17 protein-coding genes are annotated in these 19,630 nt (G+C 72.9%); 5 read left to right on the forward strand and 12 right to left on the reverse strand.

The genetic code is table 11. The features are described 5' to 3' along the window. The first annotated feature begins 596 nt into the window (after positions 1-596). Entirely contained in the window at positions 597-1,637 is a 1,041-nt protein-coding gene (trpS, locus tag ABZ899_RS14045) for a tryptophan--tRNA ligase (RefSeq protein ID WP_361345257.1), read from the forward strand. Positions 1,638-1,670: 33 nt separating this feature from the next. Here the strand turns inward: trpS and proC are convergent, their stop codons facing one another. From proC to ABZ899_RS14075, 6 genes are all read right to left on the reverse strand, one after another. Continuing rightward, entirely contained in the window at positions 1,671-2,480 is an 810-nt protein-coding gene (proC, locus tag ABZ899_RS14050) for a pyrroline-5-carboxylate reductase (RefSeq protein ID WP_361345259.1), read from the reverse strand. Positions 2,481-2,586: 106 nt separating this feature from the next. After that, positions 2,587-3,378 (reverse strand): ABC transporter permease, encoded by a 792-nt coding sequence (locus ABZ899_RS14055; protein ID WP_361345261.1) that lies wholly within the window; start codon positions 3,376-3,378, stop codon positions 2,587-2,589. Beyond that, positions 3,375-4,187 (reverse strand): ABC transporter ATP-binding protein, encoded by an 813-nt coding sequence (locus ABZ899_RS14060; RefSeq protein ID WP_361345263.1) that lies wholly within the window; start codon positions 4,185-4,187, stop codon positions 3,375-3,377. Before ABZ899_RS14060 ends, ABZ899_RS14055 begins: the two co-directional genes overlap by 4 nt. 52 nt (positions 4,188-4,239) lie before the next feature. Next, positions 4,240-5,037, reverse strand: coding sequence for a class I SAM-dependent methyltransferase (locus ABZ899_RS14065; protein WP_361345265.1), 798 nt, complete (start codon positions 5,035-5,037; stop codon positions 4,240-4,242). Between the two features lie 134 nt (positions 5,038-5,171). After that, a complete protein-coding gene (locus ABZ899_RS14070) occupies positions 5,172-5,675 on the reverse strand; it encodes an EamA/RhaT family transporter (protein WP_361345267.1) in 504 nt (167 codons plus the stop codon). 138 nt (positions 5,676-5,813) lie between these two features. Beyond that, positions 5,814-6,137, reverse strand: coding sequence for an SH3 domain-containing protein (locus ABZ899_RS14075; protein ID WP_361345269.1), 324 nt, complete (start codon positions 6,135-6,137; stop codon positions 5,814-5,816). Between the two features lie 181 nt (positions 6,138-6,318). Between ABZ899_RS14075 and ABZ899_RS14080 the strand changes: the two genes are divergently transcribed. Then, the gene (locus ABZ899_RS14080) at positions 6,319-8,433 is read left to right on the forward strand and encodes a serine/threonine-protein kinase (RefSeq protein WP_361345271.1); all 2,115 of its coding nucleotides are present in this window, start codon (positions 6,319-6,321) and stop codon (positions 8,431-8,433) included. Between the two features lie 73 nt (positions 8,434-8,506). Here the strand turns inward: ABZ899_RS14080 and ilvD are convergent, their stop codons facing one another. From ilvD to ABZ899_RS14100, 4 genes are all read right to left on the reverse strand, one after another. Next, positions 8,507-10,360: a dihydroxy-acid dehydratase gene (gene ilvD / locus ABZ899_RS14085; RefSeq protein WP_361345273.1), complete on the reverse strand. Its 1,854-nt coding sequence runs from the start codon at positions 10,358-10,360 to the stop codon at positions 8,507-8,509. A gap of 118 nt (positions 10,361-10,478) precedes the next feature. Beyond that, positions 10,479-11,105, reverse strand: coding sequence for a TetR family transcriptional regulator (locus ABZ899_RS14090; protein WP_361345275.1), 627 nt, complete (start codon positions 11,103-11,105; stop codon positions 10,479-10,481). Further along, positions 11,102-11,926: a sugar phosphate isomerase/epimerase gene (locus tag ABZ899_RS14095; RefSeq protein ID WP_361345277.1), complete on the reverse strand. Its 825-nt coding sequence runs from the start codon at positions 11,924-11,926 to the stop codon at positions 11,102-11,104. The genes ABZ899_RS14090 and ABZ899_RS14095 overlap by 4 nt, the downstream gene beginning before the upstream one ends. Positions 11,927-12,151: 225 nt before the next feature. Continuing rightward, on the reverse strand, positions 12,152-13,081 hold the full coding sequence (locus ABZ899_RS14100; RefSeq protein WP_361345279.1) for a Ppx/GppA phosphatase family protein: 930 nt from the start codon (positions 13,079-13,081) through the stop codon (positions 12,152-12,154). A gap of 74 nt (positions 13,082-13,155) precedes the next feature. Here ABZ899_RS14100 and ABZ899_RS14105 point away from each other — a divergent pair, with 74 nt between their 5' ends. After that, positions 13,156-14,013: a hypothetical protein gene (locus tag ABZ899_RS14105; protein ID WP_361345281.1), complete on the forward strand. Its 858-nt coding sequence runs from the start codon at positions 13,156-13,158 to the stop codon at positions 14,011-14,013. A gap of 31 nt (positions 14,014-14,044) precedes the next feature. Here the strand turns inward: ABZ899_RS14105 and ABZ899_RS14110 are convergent, their stop codons facing one another. Further along, positions 14,045-15,808, reverse strand: coding sequence for a hypothetical protein (locus ABZ899_RS14110; RefSeq protein ID WP_361345283.1), 1,764 nt, complete (start codon positions 15,806-15,808; stop codon positions 14,045-14,047). A gap of 173 nt (positions 15,809-15,981) precedes the next feature. Between ABZ899_RS14110 and radA the strand changes: the two genes are divergently transcribed. Together radA and disA are read left to right on the forward strand one after the other, a co-directional pair. Further along, positions 15,982-17,391, forward strand: a complete 1,410-nt coding sequence (gene radA, locus ABZ899_RS14115) for a DNA repair protein RadA (RefSeq protein ID WP_361345285.1) — start codon at positions 15,982-15,984, stop codon at positions 17,389-17,391. 81 nt (positions 17,392-17,472) lie between these two features. Next, positions 17,473-18,597 (forward strand): DNA integrity scanning diadenylate cyclase DisA, encoded by a 1,125-nt coding sequence (gene disA / locus ABZ899_RS14120; protein ID WP_361345287.1) that lies wholly within the window; start codon positions 17,473-17,475, stop codon positions 18,595-18,597. Between the two features lie 94 nt (positions 18,598-18,691). Here the strand turns inward: disA and ABZ899_RS14125 are convergent, their stop codons facing one another. Next, a complete protein-coding gene (locus tag ABZ899_RS14125) occupies positions 18,692-19,516 on the reverse strand; it encodes a hypothetical protein (RefSeq protein ID WP_361345288.1) in 825 nt (274 codons plus the stop codon). Positions 19,517-19,630 lie beyond the last annotated feature (114 nt).

The following is a 19,630-nucleotide window of genomic DNA, read 5'->3' on the forward strand; positions in this document are numbered from 1 at the left end:
GCGTTTCCGACTCTATCAGATCTTTCCGATCCGATTTCCTCGGTGCTTTCCAGGTTCCCGCTTCCGCGTTTCCCTTTCCGGCGGTTCCGACTTTACCAGATCCTTTTCCGGTCTGATCCCCAGTCAGCGGGGTTCGTCCTCGCGGCCGTTGGGCCGTTCCGACGAGTGAGACTTTAGCGGATTCCTGGCTCCCGATCTAATCGAGGGCCGGCGTCCTTTCGAACGCGGATTCCTCATTCCGTAAATACGCGCGCCAATGACACGACGGCAGCCGGACGACTGTCGTCGGAGAATGGTTGGTACTTATGGAGTGGCTGTCCGGGGACCGACCGGGGTCGGCGCTCACGTCGGACAACTCGGAGAACACTACGGATGGGCGTGGGGCGTGTCAACTTCGCTGCGGTCGGCACCCTGCGGGCGTACCCTGACGACCATGACGACGCGCACGTACAGCCAGTTTTGGTGGGCCGCCTGACGGCGGCCGATGTCACGTGCGCACACACGGCCGCCGCCCCGGCGGCCGTTCTCGTTTCTCCCTCCTGAGGTTCTGAGGGTCGGCCGGCCGGGACGGCGGCCTCGACCAGGAGGTGGAGAAGATGACGCGGGTCTTCAGCGGGATCAAGCCGACCGGGCACCTGACGCTGGGGAACTACCTGGGTGCGATGCGGCGGTGGGCCGCAGTGGATCAGCACCAGTCCGACGCCCTGTTCTGTGTCGTGGATCTGCACGCGCTGACCGTGGACCACGATCCGGCTCGGGTGCGCAGACTCAGCAGGCAGGCGGCGACGCTGTTGCTCGCGTCGGGGCTGGATCCCCGGCTGTGCACCGTCTTCGTGCAGAGCCATGTGGACGAGCACGCGCGGCTGTCGTACCTGCTGGAGTGCGTGGCCACGGACGGCGAGATGCGGCGGATGATCCAGTACAAGGAGAAGGCGGCGCGGGAGCGGGTGCGGGGCGGGAGCGTACGGCTGTCCCTGCTGACGTATCCCGTGCTCATGGCGGCGGACATCCTGGCGTACGGGACCGACCGGGTGCCGGTCGGGGACGACCAGACGCAGCACGTGGAGCTCGCGCGGGATGTCGCGGTGCGGTTCAACCAGCGGTACGGGCACACGTTCGTGGTGCCGCGGGCCACGGCGCCGCAGGTGGCGGCGCGGGTGATGAACCTTCAGGACCCGGCTTCGAAGATGGGCAAGAGCGATGACTCGGGGCCGGGCATCGTCTATCTCCTCGACGAGCCGGACACGGTGCGCAGGAAGATCATGCGGGCTGTCACCGACAGCGCCCGGGACGTCGTGTACGACCCGGAGGCGCGGCCGGGTCCGGCGAACCTGCTGGAGATCCTCGCGGCGTGCACGGGTGGGAACCCATCCGAGCTGAGCGGTGTATATGAAACGTACGGGGCTTTGAAGAGGGACACCGCGGACGCCGTGGTCGAGGCTCTGAGGCCCGTGCAGGAGAGGCACAGGGAGCTGTGCGCGGATCCCGGCTATGTGGAGGGGGTGCTGCGGGATGGTGCGGAGCGCGCGCGGGCGATGGCCCGGCCGACCGTGGATGCCGCGTATCGGGCGATCGGGCTGCTGCCGGCGGCCGCGGATGACGGTGCCGCCGTCGCCGATATCGGGGTGACCGCGTAGTCGGGCCGCCCGGTGCCGGGCGGCCCCGGGGCGTCAGCTGTTGCCGGAGGCCAGTTCGCGGCTGCGGTCGCGGGCGGCTTCGAGGGCGGCGATGAGGGCTGCTCGTACGCCGTGGTTCTCCAGTTCGCGGATGGCGTTGATGGTGGTGCCGGCGGGGGACGTCACGTTCTCGCGGAGCTTGACGGGGTGCTCCCCGCTGTCGCGGAGCATCGTCGCGGCGCCGATCGCGGACTGGACGATCAGGTCGTGGGCCTTGTCGCGGGGCAGTCCGAGCAGGATGCCGGCGTCCGTCATGGCTTCGACCAGGTAGAAGAAGTAGGCCGGGCCGGAGCCGGAGAGCGCGGTGCAGGCGTCCTGCTGGGACTCCGGCACGCGGAGCGTCTTGCCGACGGCGCCGAAGATCTCCTCGGCGTGGGCGAGGTGGGCCTCGCCGGCGTGGCTGCCCGCGGAGATGACCGACATGGCCTCGTCCACGAGGGCCGGGGTGTTCGTCATGACGCGGACCACGGGGGTGCCGGTGGCGAGGCGGGACTCGAAGAAGGAGGTGGGGATGCCCGCCGCGCCGCTGATGACGAGGCGGTCGGCGGGGACGTACGGGGCGAGTTCGTCGAGGAGAGTGCCCATGTCCTGCGGCTTGACGGTGAGGATCAGGGTGTCGGCCGACTTGGCGGCTTCCGCGTTGCTGACCGGGGTGACTCCGTGGCGGGAGCGGAGTTCCTCGGCGCGCTCCGGGCGGCGGGCCGTGACCAGGAGGTCGGCCGGGGTCCAGCCGCCGCGGATCATTCCGCTGAGCAGGGCTTCGCCGATCTTGCCGGTGCCGAGGACTGCGACTTTCTGGGTCATGGCTGGGGTGCCCTCCGGGGGTTGCGTCGTCCGGGTTCATCCTCGCACCGGAGGGCGGGGCGCGCGGTGGAGTGTCCGGTGGGCGGGACGTGGGGGGCGCGGGGGGTCAGGCCGTCCGTCGGCGCAGGGTCGCCGCGCCCAGACCGAGGACCAGGAGGGCGCAGCCCGCGACGATCAGGGCGTCGCGGATGAAGGTGGCCGTGATGTCGGTGTGCCTGAGCACTTCGTTCATGCCGTCGACGGCATAGGACATGGGGAGGACGTCGGAGAGGGCTTCGAGTGCGGGGTGCATGGCGTCGCGGGGAGTGAAGAGTCCGCAGAGGAGGAGCTGGGGGAAGATCACGGCTGGCATGAACTGGACGGCCTGGAACTCGGAGGCGGCGAACGCCGAGACGAAGAGGCCGAGGGCGGTGCCGAGGAGCGCGTCGAGCAGGGCGACGAGCAGGAGCAGCCAGGGGCTGCCGGTGACGTCGAGGTCGAGCAACCACAGGGCGAGTCCGGTGGCGAGCGCGGACTGGACGATCGCGAGGGCGCCGAAGGCGAGGGCGTAGCCGGCGATCAGGTCGCCTTTGCCCTGTGGGAGGGCGAGGAGGCGTTCGAGGGTGCCCGAGGTGCGTTCGCGCAGGGTGGCGATGGAAGTGACCAGGAACATCGTGATCAGCGGGAAGATCCCGAGGAGGGAGGCGCCGATGGTGTCGAAGGTGCGCGGGCTGCCGTCGAAGACGTAGCGCAGCAGGAAGAGCATGACGCAGGGCACGAGGAGCATCAGGGCGATGGTGCGCAGGTCGTGGCGGAGCTGGCGCAGGACGCGGGCCGCGGTGGCGAGGGTGCGGGCGGGGCTGAGGGCGCCGGTGGGGGCGGGGCGGAGCGGGGTGGGTGTGCTCGCGGTGGTGCTCATCGGGTGGTCTCCTTCGCGCGGGCGGCGGCGGCCGCCTCGTCGACCAGGTGCAGGAAGGCCGCTTCGACGGTCTCGGAGTCCGTACGGGCGCGGAGGGCTTCGGGGGTGTCGTCGGCGAGGACGCGGCCCTCGCGCATGAGGAGGAGGCGGTGGCAGCGCTCGGCCTCGTCCATGACGTGAGAGGAGATGAGGAGGGTGGCGCCGCGGGAGGCGGCGATGTCGTGGAAGAGGGCCCAGAGGTCGCGGCGCAGGACGGGGTCGAGGCCGACGGTCGGTTCGTCCAGGACGAGGAGTTCGGGGGCGCCGAGGAGGGCGACGGCCAGGGAGACGCGGCTGCGCTGGCCGCCGGAGAGGGTGCCGGCCAGGGCGTCGGCGTGGCTGGTGAGGTCGACGTCGGCGATGGCGCGGGTGACGTGGTCGGCGCGCCGGTCCGCGGCGGAGCGGCCGGGGTCGAGGATCGCCGCGAAGTAGTCGAGGTTCTGGCGGATCGTCAGGTCGTCGTAGACGGAGGGAGCTTGGGTGACGTAGCCGATGCGGGTGCGCAGGGTGGGGTGTCCGGCGGGGTGGCCGAGGACGTCCAGGGTGCCGGTGACTTTGGCCTGGGTGCCGACGATGGCCCGCATGAGGGTGGTCTTGCCGCAGCCGGAGGGGCCGAGCAGGCCGGTGATCTGCCCGCGCGGGACGGTGAAGGCGAGGTCCCGCAGGACCTGGCGGGTGCCGCGGACGACGTGGAGGGAGTCGGCCCGGACGGCGGGCTCGTCCGGGGTGCCGTCGGGTGGGTCGGTGCGGGCGGCGTCATAATTCATCATGCGATGAATAATGCTCGCGCCGGGGCGGGAGCGTCAAGCGCCGTGGGGGCTCTCAGCGCTCGGACGCCGGCGTGACGGCGACGACCAGGTCCACGTCGTACGTCTCCTCGACGGTCCCGTCCGGGAAGGCGTCGAGGAGGTGGCGCCTCTCCTCGTCGAAGAAGGCGGTGTTCGCCTCGGCGCCGTGGACCAGGAAGACCGAGTGGCTGCCGAGGTTGGCCAGGTGGGTGTCGACGGGGACGCGGCGGCTCCAGCGGACCCTGCGGGAGGTGAAGGCGAGGCGGCCCGAGGGGTCGGTCCGGGCGGCTCGGTCGCCCCTGCCCTGCTGCTCGACGGCGGGAGCGGGGCCGCCGGAGTGGAGGCCGAAGCGGCGCTCGATACGGACCGCCTGCTCGACGTGCCAGGGGATGTCGAGCGGGGTGATGTTCCACCAGAGGGCCAGCGCGCCGCCGGGGCGCAGCACCCGCAGGGCCTCCAGCACCGAGCGGGCGGGGTCGGTCCAGTGCCAGGCCTGGGCGTAGGTGAGGAAGTCGGCGGAGGAGGTGGCCAGGGGAAGGGCGTCGCCGTCGCCCCGCACGAGCGGGAGGCCGGGGTGGCTGTGGCGGAACTGGGCCGCCATGCCGGCGCCGGGCTCCACCGCCAGCACGTCGGCGCCCCGGTCGTGCAGCAGGGCGGTGGCGATCCCGGTGCCGGCGCCGACGTCGACGACCCGTGCGCCGGTCAGGGACCGCCCCGCGAGTTCCTCGACCGCGTGGAAGAGGGCGGGTGGATAGGAGGGGCGGTTCGCCGCGTACTGGGCGGCGGCGGCGTTGAAGGAGTGGGCGCGGGCTGCGTGGGAGGGGGTCGTCATGGGGCCATGGTCCCCCTGATGGCGGGGCGCGGGCCGGGCGGCCGGAGGGTCGCCGGCGACCGCGGGAAGCGGGCCGCGCGGCGAACGCGGTGGGCTGCGACGACCTCGAGGTCGTCGAGGCGCCGCGGGCGTCGTCAGGTGCGGCGCCTGCGCTTCGACGGGTTGCCGGTGCGGCGGGTGGTACGGGACTCGTGCCGCTTGCGGGCGGTCTCGTACTCCTGGCGGTGCAGCTTCTCGCCGGGGGCCTCGACGAGGGAGCGGAAGAAGTAGGCGAGGAGGGAGCCGACGAAACCGATGGTGAGCAGACCGCGCAGGCCGGCCTGGCGGTCCGGGTCGGGGCGCTTGGTGAAGCCGTCCCAGGTGTGGCGGAACGCGAGCGCGCTGCAGACCGCGAACATGACCACGACCAGGACGGTCACGAAGCTGCCGCTGCCGGCGATCGCGATGCCCTCGTAGGCGAAGCGCAGCACGAGGCAGGCGGCGGCCGCGGCGGCCAGGGAGCCGGCGGCCACGCCGAGGCGGCGGAGCGCGTAGCCGTGGTCGTGCTCGACCCAGGTCGTGCCGAAGAAACGCAGGGGCTCGGGGCGGGGGCCCGAGGAGCCCGCGGGCGTGGCCGGGGTGCCGTTCGTGTCGCTCACGCGTCGATTATGGCCCCGGCCCGGCCCGGCGCGGGCCGTGGCCGGGCGGGGCCGGGGGCCGGGGAGGGGCCACCTGGTTGCGGCAGCCCCTGCCCGGACCTCGGCCGAGTCCTCACCTAAACCCTCGCCCAGCCCTCGCTACGAGCAGCGCGGCCGGATGTAGCCGTCGCTGCCGGTCCTGATGTACGCGTCCGAGACGTACTCGCCGTTGGCGATGTTGTCCCAGATGGCCGAGGTGCCGTACGGGCCGGTCACGCTGGTGCCGGGCCGCTGGCAGTAGATCGCGACCTGCGCGCCCTCGGGCAGGACCTTGACGATCGGGTAGCTGGTGCCGGGGCCGCTGCGGACGTTGAGGCGCACGCCCGGCGCGACCGGGTAGTAGGTCACGGCCGCGGCGGCCTCGAGCGTGGTGACGGCGTCGTCCTCGCCGCGGTTCGTCATTTCGGCACGGTCGACAGACATAGGTACTCCCCCCGTTGGAGCCCACGACGATCGTGGGGCCCCGTTGATTCCCCCAAATCACGCCACGAAACAGGCGTACTCGCATCGAACGCGAACACTAGCAAGCCGCCTCCGTCTCGCACGCATCATCGACTAGGCTCCGTGCGTCGCGCGCGTGGACGAACAGCACGGGGGTGGTCCCATGGCGTCACGGCACAACATCGGGGCGGGCGCGGAAGCGGAACTTCCCGAGTACGCCGGGCACTACCGCCTGGAGTCCCCCCTCGGTGCCGGGGGCATGGGTGTCGTCCACCTGGCCAGGAGCACGTCGGGCATGCAGGTCGCCGTCAAGGTCGTGCATGCCGAGTTCGCGAAGGACCCCGAGTTCAGGGGCCGTTTCCGGCAGGAGGTCGGCGCGGCGCGCAAGGTCAGCGGGGCCTTCACGGCACCGGTGGTGGACGCCGACCCGGAGGCCGAACGGCCGTGGATGGCCACGCTGTATATCCCCGGTCCGACGCTCTCCGACCATGTGAAGCGGAACGGCCCGATGGATCCCGCGCAGCTGCGGCGGCTGATGGCCGGGCTGGCGGAGGCGCTGCGGGACATCCACCGGGTCGGTGTCGTGCACCGCGATCTCAAACCGAGCAACGTCCTGCTCGCCGACGACGGCCCGAAGGTCATCGACTTCGGTATTTCTCGGCCAAAGGACAGCGAACTGCGGACCGAGACGGGCAAGTTGATCGGCACGCCGCCGTTCATGGCGCCGGAGCAGTTCCGGCGGCCCCGGGAGGTCGGTCCCGCCGCGGATGTCTTCGCGCTCGGCTCGGTGATGGTGCACGCGGCGACGGGGCGCGGGCCGTTCGACTCGGACAGCCCGTACGTCGTCGCCTACCAGGTCGTCCATGACGAGCCGGATCTGACCGGGCTGCCGGAGAACCTGGCGCCGCTCGTGCTGCGCTGTCTCGCCAAGGAGCCCGAGGACCGGCCCACTCCGGACGAGCTGATGCGGGAACTGCGGTCCGTGGCGGCGTCGTACGACACGCAGGCGTTCATACCGGCGCAGCGCACGGGCGAGGAGCGGGCCCCCGAGCCCGAGCCCCGGTCCCAGCGAAGGTCCGCCGGGTCGCGGCGGCCCCGGACGGCCAGGCGGGGGCGGCCGGCCCTGGTGACGGCGGCCGTGGTGGCGCTGGGCGTCGCCGCGGGTGCCGTGCTGTGGCCGGGGGGCGTGGACGGGCCGAAGCGTGAGGCGGGTGCGGGCAGGCCCGCCGCCGCGTCGGCGGTCCGGCCCTGGGCCGTGAAGCCGTCCCCGAAGGGTGGCGGTCTGCCGCGGTGCGCGCACGAGGACCGGCGGTTGCTGTGTGCGCAGCCGGGGCTGGTCAGCGCGCTCGACCCGGCCGACGGTCAGGTGCTGTGGCGGTACGAGCTGGCCAAGGGTGATGCGCCGGGCCGCGCGCCCGAGGTCTCGGCCGGGCTCGCGCACGTCGTGACCCACGCGGGCCGGCATGTGGAGGCGATCGACCCCGCGTCCGGCGAGCCCCGCTGGGAGCTGGACGTGTCGGCGTACCGCGGGTTCCGGTTCGCGGGCGACATGCTGGTGCTGATCGGCGCGGACGGCACGGCGCGGGGCGTCGACAGCGCGTCCGGCGAGACCCGGTGGGAGCGGCGGATACCGGGCCTGGGTGACGCGTACGCCGTCTCGTTCCCGGGGAACCCCTGGCTCTTCGTCGCGGGTACGTCGGCCGACGGCACCCGTACCCGCGTGCGGTCCATCGACCCGAAGGACGGCAAGGTGCGCTGGGACGCGCCGTTCGACGGCGCCCTGACACCGGTCGGCGCCACCGACGGCGAGGTCTTCCTCGTCGCGGGCGACGGAGGCTACGGCGAGGCGACGGCTGTGGTCCGCTACAGCCCGGCGTCCGGCGCGACCCGGCGCGTGGCCCTGTCGGAGTCGCTCACCCAGGCGCAGGCCGGGGTGCACGACGGGACCGTCTACCTGCTGGGGACGGGCGGCTCCCTGGTGGCCGTCGACCTGCGCGCGGGACGGCAGCGGTGGTCGGTGCAGACGAGCGTCAGCCAGGGTTCGGCGCCGGTGTCGGACGGCCGGCGCGTGTACCTGAGCGCGGCCGACGGGCGGCTGCTCGCGGTGGACGCGGGCAAGGGGCGGCTCGTCGGCCAGACGGACCCCCGGCTGAACCCGGACGCGGCGGCGGCCACCGCCGACCTGCCGGTGCCCGCGCTCGCCGGCGGCCGTGTCCACGCCGGCGCCCCGGACGGCACGGTCTTCGCGGTCGACGCACGCTCCCCCGGCGCCTGGTGAGCCGGCCCGCGCACGGCGAAGGGGCCGCCTCCCGAGGAGGCGGCCCCTTCGACACGGCTTCTCGCCGTGCGGGTCAGCCCAGCTTCGAGACGTCGCGCACCGCACCCTTGTCCGCGCTGGTGGCCATCGCCGCGTAGGCGCGCAGGGCCGCCGACACCTTGCGGTCGCGGTTCTTCGGCGCGTACACGCCGTTCAGCGCCTGCTCGCGGCGGGTGAGCTCGGCGTCGTCGACGAGCAGTTCGATCGTGCGGTTCGGGATGTCGATGCGGATGCGGTCGCCGTCCTCGACGAGGGCGATGGTGCCGCCGGACGCGGCCTCCGGGGAGGCGTGGCCGATGGACAGGCCCGAGGTGCCGCCGGAGAAGCGGCCGTCGGTGATCAGCGCGCAGGTCTTGCCCAGGCCGCGGCCCTTGAGGAAGGACGTCGGGTACAGCATCTCCTGCATACCGGGGCCGCCCTTGGGGCCCTCGTAGCGGATGACGACGACGTCCCCGTCGGTGACCTGCTTGTTGAGGATCTTCTCGACGGCCTCCTCCTGCGACTCGCAGACGACGGCCGGGCCCTCGAAGGTCCAGATGGACTCGTCCACGCCCGCGGTCTTCACGACACAGCCGTCGACGGCGAGGTTGCCCTTGAGGACCGCGAGGCCGCCGTCCTTGGAGTAGGCGTGCTCGACGCTGCGGATGCAGCCGCCCTCGGCGTCCTCGTCGAGGGCCGCCCAGCGCTCCGACTGGGAGAACGCCTCGGCCGAGCGGACGCAGCCGGGGGCCGCGTGCCACAGCTCGACGGCCTCCGGCGAGGGGGAGCCGCCGCGCACGTCCCAGGTCTTCAGCCAGTCGGACAGCGACGGGCTGTGGACGGAGTGGACGTCCTCGTTGAGCAGGCCGCCGCGGTACAGCTCGCCCAGCAGGGCGGGGATGCCGCCGGCGCGGTGCACGTCCTCCATGTAGTACGTGCGGTCCTTGGCGACGTTCGGGGCGACCTTGGCCAGGCAGGGGACGCGGCGCGAGACGGCGTCGATCTCCTCCAGGCCGAACGGGACGCCCGCCTCCTGGGCGGCGGCCAGCAGGTGCAGGATCGTGTTGGTGGAGCCGCCCATGGCGATGTCGAGGGCCATGGCGTTCTCGAACGCCGCGAAGGTGGCGACGTTGCGCGGCAGGACGGTGTCGTCGTCCTGCTCGTAGTAGCGGCGGGTGATGTCCATGACGGTGCGGGCGGCGTCCTCGTACAGGCCCTTGCGGGCCGTATGCGTGGCGAGGACCGAGCCGTTGCCCGGCAGGGAGAGGCCGATGGCCTCGGTGAGGCAGTTCATCGAGTTGGCGGTGAACATGCCGGAACAGGACCCGCAGGTCGGACAGGCGTTCTCCTCGATACGGAGGATGTCCTCGTCCGAGATCTTGTCGTTCACGGCGTCGGAGATCGCGTCGACCAGGTCGAGGGTCCGGACCGTGCCGTCGACCAGCGTGGCGCGGCCGGACTCCATCGGGCCGCCGGAGACGAAGACCGTGGGGATGTTGAGCCGCAGGGCGGCGTTCAGCATGCCCGGGGTGATCTTGTCGCAGTTGGAGATGCAGATCAGGGCGTCGGCGCAGTGTGCCTCGACCATGTACTCCACGCTGTCCGCGATGAGGTCGCGGGAGGGCAGGGAGTAGAGCATGCCGCCGTGGCCCATGGCGATGCCGTCGTCGACGGCGATCGTGTTGAACTCGCGGGGGATGCCGCCGGCCTCCCTGATCGCCTCGCTGACGATCCGCCCGACGGGCTGGAGGTGGGTGTGGCCGGGCACGAACTCGGTGAAGGAGTTCGCCACCGCGATGATCGGCTTCCGGCCGATGTCCGCACCGGGTACACCGGAGGCGCGCATAAGGGCGCGGGCGCCCGCCATGTTGCGGCCGTGGGTGACTGTGCGGGACCTCAGCTCGGGCATCGTCGCTCGCTCCTTCAGACAGATAGGGCTCTCAATGAGCGTACGCCGGTCATCCAGTGGGCGGGACGAGGCGTCCGCCATACGGGACGGATGTCTCGCGGAGAGGGCCGTACGGGCCTCAGGGGCCGGTGAGGTGCCCCTGGACGACGGGGGCCACGCGCGCGACGATCCGCTCCAGGTCGGCCGAGGCGATCGGCTCGATCTTGATGACGTACCGCATCATCGCGATCCCGACGAGCTGCGCGGCGGCCAGCTCGGCGCGCAGCTCCGCGTCCGGCGCGTCGATCTCCCCGGCGATCCGGCGCAGCAACTGGCTGGCGACGAGGCGGCGGAACACGGTGGCCGCGACCTCGTTGGTGACCGCGGAGCGGACGATCGCGAGCAGCGGCTTACGGGTCGCCGGGTTCTCCCAGAGCCCGAACAGGAAGCGGGTCATCCGCTCGCCTACGTCGTCCAGCGGTGCCGCGAGGACGGCGTCCCGCACCTTCAGGGCGGGGACGAGGGCGACCTCGACGGCCGCCTCGAAGACCTGCTCCTTGGTGCCGAAGTAGTGGTGGACGAGGGCCGGGTCGACCCCGGCGGCCTTGGCGATGCCGCGTACCGACGTCTTCTCGTAGCCCCGCTCGGAGAACTCCTCGCGGGCCGCGTCCAGGATGCGCTCGCGGGTGCCGGCGGACTCGGTGCGCGGGGGGCGGCCGCGGCGTCGCGTGCCCGGCCCGTCCGGGGCCGGTCCGGCCTCGGTCACGGCCGGGGCACCTTCACCGGGGACGCCAGATGAAGGCGGGTGAAGGCGAGGGCCTCCGCGAGGTCGGCCTCCCGTTCGGCGCCGGACAGGGCGCGCCGGGTGTTGACCTCGATCACGACGTGCCCGTCGAAGCCGGTCCGGGCGAGGCGTTCCAGCACCTCGGCGCAGGGCTGGGTGCCGCGGCCGGGGACGAGGTGCTCGTCCTTCGCCGAGCCCCGGCCGTCGGCGAGGTGCACATGCCCGAGCCGGTCGCCCATGCGGTCGACCATCTGGAGCGCGTCGCAGCGGGCGGTCGCCGTGTGGCTCAGGTCGATCGTGAAGTGCCGGTAGTCGTCCCGGGTGACGTCCCAGTCGGGGGCGTAGGCGAGCATCTCGCGGTCGCGGTAGCGCCAGGGGTACATGTTCTCGACGGCGAAGCGCACGTCCGTCTCGTCGGCCATGCGCCAGATGCCCTCGACGAAGTCCCGGGCGTACTGGCGCTGCCAGCGGAAGGGCGGGTGCACGACGACCGTGCCGGCCCCGAGCTTCTCGGCGGCGGCCTGGGCGCGCTTGAGCTTGGTCCAGGGGTCGGTGGACCACACGCGCTGTGTGATCAGCAGACAGGGGGCGTGGACGGCCAGGATGGGGATGCGGTGGTAGTCGCTGAGCCGGCGCAGCGCCTCCAGGTCCTGGCTGACCGGGTCGGTCCACACCATGACCTCGACACCGTCGTACCCGAGGCGCGCGGCGATCTCGAAGGCCGTCGCCGTCGACTCCGGATAGACCGAGGCCGTCGACAGGGCGACCTTCGCATCCGGGATGCGCACCACTGGATCTGCCACGAGGGACAGCGTACGGGGACTCCCCCGGCCCGCGGGAACGGATGACCATGTGCCCGGCGCCTTCGCACACAACCGGCCACCTGTGCGAACAGGACGTTTACGGGTCGGGGCGCGGTCGGCGACCCGACGGGGGTGTGGCGGGCTTCACGCGGGTGGTGCGGTGGACCGCCGGAGCGCGCGGGGCGGACGCGGGCGCCGCCGGCGGCACACCCGGGAAGCGCGCCGTCACGGGGTCATGTGATCCAGCTTGCGCAGGATGACGCCTTCGCGCAGGGCCCACGGGCAGATCTCCAGCGTCTCCACGCCGAACAGGTCCATGGCGCCCTCGGCGACCAGCGCCCCGGCGAGCAGCTGTCCCGCGCGGCCGTCGGAGACGCCGGGCAGTTCCGCGCGCTGGGCGGCGGTCATGCCGGCCAGCCGCGGGACCCACGCCTCCAGGGACTCCCGCTTCAGCTCGCGCTGCACGTACAGACCCTCCGCGGAGCGGGCGGCACCGGCGATACGGGCCAGCTGGCGGAACGTCTTGGACGTGGCGACGACGTGGTCGGGCGCCCCGAACCGGCTGAACTCGCCGACCGTACGGGCGATCTCGGCCCGTGCGTGGCGCCGCAGCGCGCGTATGTCCTCCGGGTCCGGCGGGTCGCCCGGCAGCCAGCCCGCGGTGAGGCGGCCCGCGCCCAGGGGCAGGGACACCGCGGCGTCCGGTTCCTCGTCGATGCCGTACGCGATCTCCAGGGAGCCGCCGCCGATGTCCAGCACGAGCAGTTTCCCGGCCGACCAGCCGAACCAGCGGCGGACGGCCAGGAAGGTCAGCCGGGCCTCCTCCTCCCCGGCGAGGACCTGGAGCTCGACGCCGGTCTCGGCCCTCACGCGCGCGAGGACCTCGTCGGCGTTGACGGCCTCGCGCACGGCCGAGGTGGCGAAGGGCAGGACCTCCTCGACCCCCTTGTCCTCGGCGGCCTGGAGCGCGTCGCGGATCACGCCCACCAGGCGGTCGACGCCGTCGGTGCCGATGGCGCCCTTGTCGTCGAGGAGCTGGGCCAGGCGCAGTTCTTCCTTGTACGAGTGCGCGGGCAGCGGGCACGCGCCGGGATGCGCGTCCACCACCAGCAGATGCACCGTGTTGGAACCCACATCGAGGACACCGAGTCTCATGTACGGCACGCTACTGCCAGCCGGGCGCCGCTCCGTCCTCGAAGCCGCGGGTGCGCACGCCGTACCCTGGACCCGTGCCAAAGACGAAAAAGGCGAAGGACGACAAGACGGCCAAATCAGCCGGGGTTTCTTCGCAGGCGAAGGCAGCCGCGGTGGCGAGGCCTCCCAGGAAGGCCCCGGAAGCGGACGAGAAGGGGCTCGACTTCGCGCGCGCATGGGTGGAGTTCCCTGATCCGGCGGACGACGAGCAGGTGTTCCGCTGCGATCTGACATGGCTGACCTCTCGCTGGAACTGCATCTTCGGCAGCGGCTGCCAGGGCATCCAGGCGGGCCGCGCGGACGACGGGTGCTGCACGCTGGGCGCCCACTTCTCCGACGAGGACGACGAGAAGCGGGTCGCGGGGCATGTGGCGCGACTCACTCCGGACATCTGGCAGCACCATGACGAGGGCACCCGGAACGGCTGGGTGTCCGAGGACGAGGACGGCGACCGCCAGACGCGTCCCTTCAACGGTTCGTGCATCTTCCAGAACCGCCCCGGCTTCGCCGGCGGCGCGGGCTGCTCGCTGCACATCCTCGCCCTGCGGGAGGGCCGCGAGCCGCTGGAGACCAAGCCGGACGTCTGCTGGCAGCTGCCGGTCCGGCGCACCTACGACTGGATCGACCGGCCCGACGACACGCGCGTGCTGCAGATCTCGATCGGTGAGTACGACCGCCGCGGCTGGGGCCCCGGCGGCCACGACCTGCACTGGTGGTGCACCTCGGCGACCTCGGCGCACGGCGCGGGCGAGCCGGTCTACGTGTCCTATCGGCCCGAGCTGATCGAGCTGATGGGCAAGGCCGCCTACGACCGCCTGGTCGAGCTGTGCGAGGAGCGGCTGGCCTCGCAGCTCCCGCTGGTGGCGCCGCACCCGGCGGACCCGGCCGGCTAGCCGCGGGCCGCCGCGCCACGGCGGCGGCGCCCTACGAGTCCGACGGGCTCGGCTCGCCGCTCCCGTCGGCCGGCGGAGTGGAGTCCGCCGAGCCGGAGGGGTCCGTCGGGCCGGAGGGGCCCGTCGGGCCGGGTGAGGACGGGTCCGTCGAGGGAGGCGGCTCGCCGGTGCCGGGGTCGGTGGGCGTCGGATCGGTCGGTGCCGGGGTGGTCGGCGTCGGATCGGGACCGGACGACGAGGGCGGCGGATCGGTGGGCGTCCCCGGGTCGGTCGGGCGGCCGGGGTGGGAGGGGGTCGGCTCGGGGCCGTAGCCCTGGATGGTGACGAGGGTCCCCGCGGGCGAGATCGCCAGGCGCGCGCTCCAGAACCCGGACGGCTCGCGCAGGTGGTCGACGTACACCCTGACCGTCGACGACTCGCCGGGGGCGAGCGTGCCCGACGACCGGCTGAGGTAGAGCCAGGACGCGGAGGTGCTCGCGGACCAGCGCACCGGCGCGCGGCCCGTCGCCCGGAGCGTGACCAGCGTGGTGTCGCCGCTGGTGGCCGCCGACACCTCCAGCCGGGCGGCCCCCTTGCCGCCCGTGCCGCCGACGCTGACGACCTCCACGGAGACGTCCGGATCGTCGTCGCCGGCGGCGAAGTGGTCGTCCCGGCGAGGGCTGGCGTTGCCGGCGTTCTCGTAGCCGCCGTCCGCGCCCTGTCCGTCGAGGGCGCCCGGGCCCTGCGCCTCGCCGGCGGTGGCCGAGTGGCCGTCGACGGACTCGCCGGTCGTGGTGCCCCGGTAGGCGGCCCACAGGGCGATGACCGGGGCGGCGACGACCGTCGCGACGACGGTCGTGGTGACGGCACGCGAGCGCAGCCGGTCCCGGCGGGCGGCGCGGTCCTTCGGGTCCATCGGGAAGCCGCGCCGGTCGAAGCGGGGCGTCACGGCGCTCCGCGCGCGCGGGGAGTGCGCGAGCGCCATGTGCAGGGCCGCGCGCGGAGCGGGCAGGACGGGCAGTTCCGCGGGGGTGACGGCGGCGCCGGGCCACCGGCCGGGGACGGCGCGCTCGGCGGTGCGGCGGCAGCGCGGACAGTCGTCGACGTGCCGGACGAGTTCGCGGCGCAGGGCGGTGCCGAGGACGAGCTGGCGGTCGCCGGTGAGCCGGGCGACGCCCGGGCAGGTGCCGGTCTCGACGACGGCGAGGGCCGCGCGGGTGCGTTCCACCTCGCAGGCGGCGGAGGCGAGCAGTTCTCGGGCGGCGGCGAGACCGAGGCCGAGGACGGCGGCGACCTCGTGGGCGGCGAGGTGGTGGCGCACGGCGAGTTCCAGGGCCTCGCGCTGCTCCGGGGTGGTGCCGGCGGCTTCCGGCCAGGCCAGCAGGGCGAGTTCGCGGCTCCGCTGCTCCTGGACGTCCTCGGGGACGGACGGGCCCGGCTCGGGCCCGGTCTGCCGGTGGGTGCCGTGCCGACCCGCCGCGTGGCTGCCCTGACGTTTCTGCTTGGCCTCGGCCAGCTTGCGCAGGCACGCCCAGCGGGCCACCGCGTACAGCCAGGGCCGGCGGTCGGCGGCGCCGGCCGGCATCCGCCGGCCGCGGCGGTCGGCGAGCGCGAGGACGTCGGCGAGGGCGGCGGTCGCGGCGTCGTGGTCGCACAGCACGGACAGGCAGTAGGTGAACAACCCGTCCAGATACGGCTCGTAGCGCGCGGACGGGTGCTGCGCCACCGTTCGCGCCGCCGCACGATCACGCGCCTCACGATGCGCCCTGTGCGCGCCGGTGGTGCGGGTCGGGGTCTCCGGACTGCTGCTCATCATTGGGGGACCGTAGGCGGCCGGCGCCGGCGCCTTCTCCCTGCTTGAGCACTTTTAATCCATACGGGTGAAACGATCCCTCAATGGGGTACAGGAGCCCGGGATTCCATGTCCTGTGCATGCCGAGCCGTCCGGCGGGCGGGGCGTTGTCAGTGGCCTCGGCTACGGTTCTTCGCATGGCTGCCCGTACCAAGTCCACCAAGGACCGCCCGTCCTACCGCTGCACCGAGTGCGGCTGGCAGACGGCCAAGTGGCTCGGCCGCTGCCCCGAGTGCCAGGCGTGGGGGACGGTCGAGGAGTACGGCGCGCCCGCGGTCCGCACCACGGCCCCCGGCCGGGTCACCAGCTCCGCCCTGCCGATCGGCCAGGTCGACGGCCGCACGGCGACCGCCCGCAGCACCGGCGTGCCCGAGCTGGACCGGGTGCTCGGCGGCGGCCTGGTGCCCGGCGCGGTCGTCCTCCTCGCGGGCGAGCCCGGCGTCGGCAAGTCCACGCTGCTGCTGGACGTCGCCGCCAAGTCCGCGAGCGACGAGCACCGCACCCTCTATGTCACCGGCGAGGAGTCCGCGAGCCAGGTGCGGCTGCGCGCCGACCGCATCGGCGCCCTCGACGAGCACCTGTACCTCGCGGCCGAGACCGATCTGGCGGCCGTGCTCGGCCACTTGGACGCGGTGAAGCCCTCCCTGCTCATCCTCGACTCCGTGCAGACGGTGGCCTCCCCGGAGATCGACGGCGCCCCCGGCGGCATGGCCCAGGTCCGCGAGGTGGCCGGGGCCCTGATCCGCGCCTCCAAGGAGCGCGGCATGTCGACGCTGCTCGTGGGACACGTCACCAAGGACGGCGCCATCGCCGGGCCCCGCCTCCTGGAGCACCTGGTCGACGTGGTGCTGCACTTCGAGGGCGACCGGCACGCGCGTCTGCGGCTCGTCCGAGGCGTCAAGAACCGCTACGGGGCGACCGACGAGGTCGGCTGCTTCGAGCTGCACGACGACGGCATCACGGGCCTGACCGACCCGAGCGGCCTCTTCCTGACCCGCCGTGACGAGCCGGTACCGGGCACCTGCCTGACGGTCACCCTGGAGGGCCGCCGCCCCCTGGTCGCCGAGGTCCAGGCGCTCACCGTCGACTCCCAGATCCCCTCGCCCCGGCGTACGACGTCCGGGCTGGAGACCTCTCGGGTGTCGATGATGCTCGCCGTGCTGGAGCAGCGCGGCCGGATCAGCGCGCTCGGCAAGCGGGACATCTACACCGCGACGGTGGGCGGAGTGAAGCTCTCCGAGCCCGCGGCCGATCTCGCGGTGGCCCTCGCGCTGGCCTCCGCCGCGAGTGACACACCTCTCCCCAAGAATCTCGTCGCGATCGGCGAGGTGGGCCTCGCGGGCGAGGTCAGACGGGTCACGGGCGTGCAGCGCAGGCTGGCCGAGGCGCACCGTCTGGGCTTCACGCACGCCCTCGTGCCGGGCGACCCCGGGAAAGTCCCGTCGGGCATGAAGGTGCTGGAAGTGGCCGACATGGGGGACGCCCTCAGGGTCCTTCCGCGCTCGCGTCGGCGAGAGGCCCCACGGGACGACGAGGACCGCCGGTAGACTTTGCCCAGGTCTCGCCCGTCCGTACGAACCGAGTGTGCGAAACGGGAGCGCCTTGGAACCTGCGACCGGAGGAGTGCAGTGGCAGCCAACGACCGGGCAGCAGCTCCCGGAAAGGCCGGTGGGAGCTCCGGTGCCGATGGCCTGATGCGCGCCTCACTGAGCGCCGTGGCACCGGGCACGGCGCTTCGCGACGGCTTGGAGCGGATCCTCCGCGGCAACACGGGCGGACTCATCGTCCTCGGCTCCGACAAGACCGTCGAGGCGATGTGCACGGGTGGATTCGTCCTGGATGTCGAGTTCACGGCGACGCGTCTGCGTGAGCTGTGCAAGCTCGACGGCGGCATCGTGCTCTCGTCCGACCTGTCGAAGATCCTGCGGGCCGGCGTCCAGCTGGTCCCGGACCCGACGATCCCCACGGAGGAGACGGGCACCCGGCACCGCACGGCGGACCGGGTCAGCAAGCAGGTCGGCTTCCCCGTCGTCTCGGTCTCCCAGTCGATGCGGCTGGTCGCGCTGTACGTGGACGGTCAGCGCCGCGTCCTGGAGGACTCGGCGGCGATCTTGTCCCGCGCCAACCAGGCGCTGGCGACCCTGGAGCGCTACAAGCTCCGCCTGGACGAGGTCGCGGGCACGCTGTCGGCGCTGGAGATCGAGGACCTGGTGACGGTCCGGGACGTCTCGGCGGTCGCCCAGCGCCTGGAGATGGTCCGGCGCATCGCGACGGAGATCGCCGAGTACGTGGTGGAGCTGGGCACCGACGGCCGGCTCCTGGCGCTCCAGCTGGACGAGTTGATCGCCGGTGTGGAGCCCGAGCGGGAGCTCGTGGTGCGCGACTACGTCCCCGAGCCCACCGCCAAGCGCTCCCGCACGGTCGACGAGGCGCTCTACGAACTGGACGCCCTGTCCCACGCCGAGCTCCTCGAAATGCCCACGGTGGCCAAGGCGTTGGGGTACACCGGCTCCCCGGAGGCGCTGGACTCGGCGGTCTCGCCGCGCGGCTTCCGGCTGCTGGCCAAGGTGCCGCGGCTGCCGGGCGCCATCATCGACCGGCTGGTGGAGCACTTCGGCGGCCTGCAGAAGCTGCTGGCCGCCAGCGTCGACGACCTCCAGACCGTGGACGGTGTCGGTGAGGCCCGCGCCCGCAGCGTCCGCGAGGGCCTGTCGCGCCTGGCGGAGAGCTCGATCCTGGAGCGGTACGTCTAGGACCCGACCAGACCTTGCGGTCGGCCGCCAGGGGTGTCGCGTCGAGTGTCGTGTCGCTCACGCCGGGAGCCCGGCACGATCGGCAGGAATCCCTCTAGTCCTTGTCCAGCACGAAGGACGTCTGCACCGTGCCGAAGCCCGGCGTCTTCGTCTCCACCAGGTAGGTCCCGGCCTTGGCCGCGCCGGCCTTCGGGGTCGCGCACTGCGGCGCGCTCGCCTTGCGGTCCCACTTCACGGTGTACGTGATGCTCGCCCCGGCGGGCACCCGGAACTGCAGGTTGCCGGCGCCCTTGGGGCAGTCGGCGGAGGACCAGATGTCGTCGTCGGCTCCGGCCTGCGTGATGGTCGTCACGGCGTTCTTCGGGCCCAGATCGATCTTGCAGTCGTAGCCGGAGGAGTTCGCCGCCGTCAGCCGCAACGTGGGCTGCCGGCCGGGGGCGTAGGAGTTGCGCAGGCTGCGCAGCGTCAACTTCACCTGTCCGGCCACGCAGTTGGGCAGCGAGGACCCCTCGGCGACCGTGTCGCCCGCGCCGACCGCGGTGCCCGGGCCGCCGACCGCGGAACCGCCGCCGGAGCCGGCCTCACCGCCGGAACTCCCGCCCTCGCCGCCGCCGGAGCCCGACCCGGAGCCGTCGTCCGAACCCGATCCGCCGGAGTCCCCGCCGCCGGTCGACTCGTCGCGTCCGCCCGGCGCCTGGCTGATGGCGGGACCCGAGCCCGACGGACCCGGAGTGATCGTCGAGGGCGAGGGGTTCTTGCCGTCGGATCCGTCGGCGCCGTTCTTGCCGCCGCCACCGCCCGAGGTGACCACCCAGGTGACCAGGAGGGCCAACAGGGCGAGCACGGACAGCATGACGGCCCTCCGTCGCCAGTAGATGGAGGAGGGAAGCGGCCCGACCGGATTGCGCAGAGATCCCACGGCTCAAACTGTACGAGAGATCGGTGCCCGACCTGGCGTCACCCGCCGCCGAGGCGACAACTTTTCCGGATCATCATCCCGGAGACCCCCCGCGGCGGCCCTGCGCGGTCGAAC

It is taken from the genome of Streptomyces sp. NPDC046859 (assembly GCF_040645135.1).
Taxonomy (GTDB): Bacteria; Actinomycetota; Actinomycetes; order Streptomycetales; family Streptomycetaceae; genus Streptomyces.

Bases quoted from the DNA above. Each gene is read 5' to 3' on its own strand.
- trpS (WP_361345257.1), top strand. From the start codon at position 597: ATGACGCGGGTCTTCAGCGGGATCAAGCCGACCGGGCACCTGACGCTG.
- proC (WP_361345259.1), bottom strand. From the start codon at position 2,480: ATGACCCAGAAAGTCGCAGTCCTCGGCACCGGCAAGATCGGCGAAGCC.
- ABZ899_RS14055 (WP_361345261.1), bottom strand. From the start codon at position 3,378: ATGAGCACCACCGCGAGCACACCCACCCCGCTCCGCCCCGCCCCCACC.
- ABZ899_RS14060 (WP_361345263.1), bottom strand. From the start codon at position 4,187: ATGATGAATTATGACGCCGCCCGCACCGACCCACCCGACGGCACCCCG.
- ABZ899_RS14065 (WP_361345265.1), bottom strand. From the start codon at position 5,037: ATGACGACCCCCTCCCACGCAGCCCGCGCCCACTCCTTCAACGCCGCC.
- ABZ899_RS14075 (WP_361345269.1), bottom strand. From the start codon at position 6,137: ATGTCTGTCGACCGTGCCGAAATGACGAACCGCGGCGAGGACGACGCC.
- ABZ899_RS14080 (WP_361345271.1), top strand. From the start codon at position 6,319: ATGGCGTCACGGCACAACATCGGGGCGGGCGCGGAAGCGGAACTTCCC.
- ilvD (WP_361345273.1), bottom strand. From the start codon at position 10,360: ATGCCCGAGCTGAGGTCCCGCACAGTCACCCACGGCCGCAACATGGCG.
- ABZ899_RS14100 (WP_361345279.1), bottom strand. From the start codon at position 13,081: ATGAGACTCGGTGTCCTCGATGTGGGTTCCAACACGGTGCATCTGCTG.
- ABZ899_RS14110 (WP_361345283.1), bottom strand. From the start codon at position 15,808: ATGATGAGCAGCAGTCCGGAGACCCCGACCCGCACCACCGGCGCGCAC.
- radA (WP_361345285.1), top strand. From the start codon at position 15,982: ATGGCTGCCCGTACCAAGTCCACCAAGGACCGCCCGTCCTACCGCTGC.